This is a genomic window from uncultured Acetatifactor sp. (genome assembly GCF_948601915.1).
GTDB lineage: Bacteria > Bacillota > Clostridia > Lachnospirales > Lachnospiraceae > Acetatifactor.
Genome location: NZ_CAPDXS010000244.1, coordinates 1 through 3,614, shown reverse-complemented (window position 1 = coordinate 3,614; position 3,614 = coordinate 1). Strand labels below are relative to the sequence as shown.

The following is a 3,614-nucleotide window of genomic DNA, read 5'->3' as shown; positions in this document are numbered from 1 at the left end:
GGTGAGCAGGTCCGTGCCGTTCTCGTAAAGGTGTGTGCCAAAAGCATGGCGGAAATGGGGAGCTCCCCATTTCCGCCATTATGTAGAGTCAGGGAAAATGGTGAGTGATAAGGAAGAAGCCTGCATTTCCGGCAGTTATCTCTGAATCACTCACCATTTTATTCATCCCTTTGTAAGAGACTCTAAAAATGCCATTAGGTCTGTGTCAGTAGTCCAGTCTTTGTATTCCTGTTCAGGGAGAATGTCTTTACATGCCTTTTCAATCGCTTTTCGCTTTGATTCCGTATCAATTCTTGCGTAGATTTCAGTCGTAGAACAATCTACATGCCCGAGGAAATCACGTATATAAATAAGGTTTATCCCTGCCCTGACCATATGAACAGCTTTGCTGTGGCGGAAAACATGGGGTGTCACTGGAAAATCTATATCCAGAAGCTTCTCTGCTTTTGCCTTCTCTACATATTTATTGATGATATATGATATCCCCCAGCGGGACAGCTTTCCTTTCTTCTGGTTGGTGAACAGCTGGTTGTCGCCCCTGCTTATGCCGGGATCATAGCGGTAATGCTCCAGATAGGTCTCCAGCAGTTTCCGGGTCTTTGTCATAACCGGGACCTGCCGGGTCTTATTCCCTTTCCCATGAAGCGTGACCACAGCAGGACTTTCGGTACGGATATCCTTTACTTTTAAGTCTGCCAGTTCCTGCACCCTTGCACCCGTATCATAAAGCAGGGAAAGCAGGACCTGGTCCCGGAATCCTTCCTTTTTGCCTGCGTCCGGCATGGAAAGCAGTATCTTCATCTGATCCTCACTCAGATACGGGACAACCGCCATCGCCGTTTTTTTATACGGGATATCAAGTATTCCCTGTATCGCCTCCATATCCGGGGGCGACTGTTTCTGGAGATACCTGAAGAAGGAATGGAGCGCTGTAAGCCGCTGGTTCCTTGTCGACACGCTGCAGCCGCGTTCCGTTTCCAGCCAGTCAAGGAACCCACAGACCAATCCAGAATCAAAATCGGAAATCTTCAGCCGGTCTACCCTCAGCCCTTTCTTTTCCTCACAGAATCTAAAAAGCAGGCGGAATGCATCTGCATATCCGCTGACCGTGTTGCCGCTTAAATTTTTCTGCCCGGGAAGGTAGCTGCGGAAGTAACTGGTAACATAATAATGCAGGTCAGCTTTCTTCATTGCCCCCTCCTCCCGGAATGACGTCCCAGCAGGCCGCCTCCATGACGCGGACAAGCTCGGGATAGATTTCAGCCGTCAGCCTCAAATAATACTGCGTGGCACGGAAATCCTGGTGGCCAAGATAAGCGGTAAGGTAAGGCACCATGTTGCTCAGGTCAAGGCCTTCCGCGGACCATCTCCGCAGGTTCTCCACCGCCAGGGTGTGGCGCCAGTCATGGATGCGCGGCCCATCTTTCGGATGGGGGATACCTGCCATCAGGATATAGTCCCGGAAATGTGTGTAGGCGGTGCTCCGGTCCATCTTCCCCCTTTTGGCCCCGGGAAAGAGACAGGCATCGCTGCTGCAGCCAATATGGAACCTGTTGATATAGGAATGGATCCTTTCTGTGAGGGAAGCGCACAGGGGAACGATGCGGCTCCGGCCATTTTTTGCGTGCCGGACGGTGACTGCCCCCAGTGGGTAGTCAAAATCAGCTATCCTGAGATTCAGTGCCTCGGAAAGCCTGCAGCCTGTGCCGCAGAGGAACCTGAACAGGACGGGATCCACGGTGTTCCTGAAAGAGTTCGGTGTCTGGGGATAGGAATCGACCGCTTCCAGGAACCTCCTGCGCTCATCTTCCGTATAAATATGGGGGATATGGTGGCTTGCCGGGTATTTTGTCCTGATGTCCGGCAGATATGCATGGTGCCCCCGCTGTTTCATGAATTCAGCAAACCTGTACAGCAGGACTTCCTTGTCATGGAGCGTCCTGTCCGCCCCTCCCTGCCCATAGATAAAGGATTCCGCCATCTCCCGGGTCAGTGTCCCGCCTTCATATCCATTATAAAAGCAGAAATGGTCAAAATGCCGGAGGAACCGTTCCTGCTGTTCAAACTTCAGCCCTGCCAGATGGTTCATTTCAATAAAGGATTTCATCAGGCTGGAAAGGCTGCTTTTCCATTCGTAGTCACGCACCACAGGCACCCCCTTCCGCCACGGGGGCCCGGTATGCGTCCGGGTCAAGGGCACACCTGCGCAGATGCTCCACGTCAACTTTCAGGTAGATTTCTGTCGTCTTGATGTCCTGGTGGCCAAGGGTCTGTGAAATGACCGGGAGGGGAGCGCCTGAGGTCAGCATGTTCCCTGCAAGGGTGCTCCTCAGGGAGTGCAGCCCATGGTGCCCGCGCCCTTTGGTGTCGATCCCTGCTTTTACGATGTAACGGCGCAGTGCAGTGCCCAGCCCGCTCCCGCCCAGCGGGCCAAAGGGTGCCCTGTGACGCACAAAGACATGGTCATGGGATACGGCAGGCCTTCCATTCTTCAGATAGTCAATAATACTCCAGCCGACAGGGTCAAGCAGCGGGACGTCGATGGGCTGCCCTGTCTTTCCCATCACAAGGTGTATCTTTTTCTGGTTCCAGTCAATGTCGGACATCCGGAGGTTCCTTATGTCGCCTGCCCTCAGGCCTGACTGTATCGTAAGCAGCAGTACGGCATAATCACGTTTTCCTGCGGGATCCTCCCTGTCAATGGCATCCAGGATCGCCACAAGCTCCTCTTTTTTCCATGTGCAGGGTATCCCGCCGTTCCTTGGGACCCGCAGATGCGGCAGCCCCTCTTTCAGGTTTGTCAGGGTATATCCTTTTTCGTACATATACCCAAGAAATGACCTCAAAGCGCAGAGAATTGCTTCACGGTATTTGATCGTATTGTTGATGTACAGCATCAGAAAGGCATCTATGTCAGCCTGTGTGATGGCATCCGTGGCTTCCACGCCCCGGCTTTGGAGAAAAAGGATAAGCGCCTGTGCTTTATCCCTGCGGGTCAGTATGGTTGATTCTGACAGCCCGGCCTCATGCAGGGATTTCATGTAGCTTTCATATTCATCCCCGTATCCCTCAGGGCAGGAAAACGGCGGCCTTTTTGCATGGCCGGTATGGCAGTGGAGGCCCTCTTCCTGGTATTTCATCAGAAAATGGAGGGCTTTTATCCTTCTTGATACAGAATCATCAGATGGATCCCCGTATAGATCTACCGGGCGTGTCCCGTTTTTGGATTCGATAAAGTCAAGGCAGATACTCTCGCTTACCATACCGACTTCCCGCTCCCTGACATATCGCTCGAAAGCGCCAAATGTACTGCGGTAATCTTTAATAGAAGGTTCTGCCAGGCCGTGTGCTTCAAGAACACATAAGAGATAATCCATTGTGGGACGGAGTTCGCTGACTTTTATTGAACTCATGACAATATCCTCCTTTTTTATGGATAGTATCCCATAAAAAAGAGCAGGAGGGTATGGTCTGGAATAAAATGGTGAGTGATTCAGGGAGAATTGGCTGAAATACGACACTTTTCTTCATCACTCACCATTTTCCCTGACTCTACATAATGGCGGAAAGAATGGCAGGTGATACGCTCCGGCCAGCCCAGGCGGCGCTCATGC

Annotated in this window: 3 protein-coding genes; all 3 read right to left on the bottom strand. The window is 51.9% G+C overall.

Annotated elements, in window-relative coordinates:
- Positions 1 to 162: 162 nt before the first annotated feature.
- Genes Q2B33_RS23550 through Q2B33_RS23540 form a run of 3 tightly spaced genes read right to left on the bottom strand, consistent with a single transcriptional unit; the run spans position 163 to position 3,140 of the window.
- A complete protein-coding gene (locus tag Q2B33_RS23550; RefSeq protein WP_300798079.1) occupies positions 163 to 1,191 on the bottom strand; it encodes a tyrosine-type recombinase/integrase in 1,029 nt (342 codons plus the stop codon).
- On the bottom strand, positions 1,178 to 2,146 hold the full coding sequence (locus Q2B33_RS23545) for a tyrosine-type recombinase/integrase (protein WP_290452028.1): 969 nt from the start codon (positions 2,144 to 2,146) through the stop codon (positions 1,178 to 1,180). Before Q2B33_RS23545 ends, Q2B33_RS23550 begins: the two co-directional genes overlap by 14 nt.
- Positions 2,139 to 3,140: a site-specific integrase gene (locus Q2B33_RS23540; RefSeq protein ID WP_300816094.1), complete on the bottom strand. Its 1,002-nt coding sequence runs from the start codon at positions 3,138 to 3,140 to the stop codon at positions 2,139 to 2,141. Before Q2B33_RS23540 ends, Q2B33_RS23545 begins: the two co-directional genes overlap by 8 nt.
- Positions 3,141 to 3,614 lie beyond the last annotated feature (474 nt).

Bases quoted from the DNA above. Each gene is read 5' to 3' on its own strand.
- Q2B33_RS23540 (WP_300816094.1), bottom strand. From the start codon at position 3,140: ATGAAATACCAGGAAGAGGGCCTCCACTGCCATACCGGCCATGCAAAA.
- Q2B33_RS23550 (WP_300798079.1), bottom strand. From the start codon at position 1,191: ATGAAGAAAGCTGACCTGCATTATTATGTTACCAGTTACTTCCGCAGC.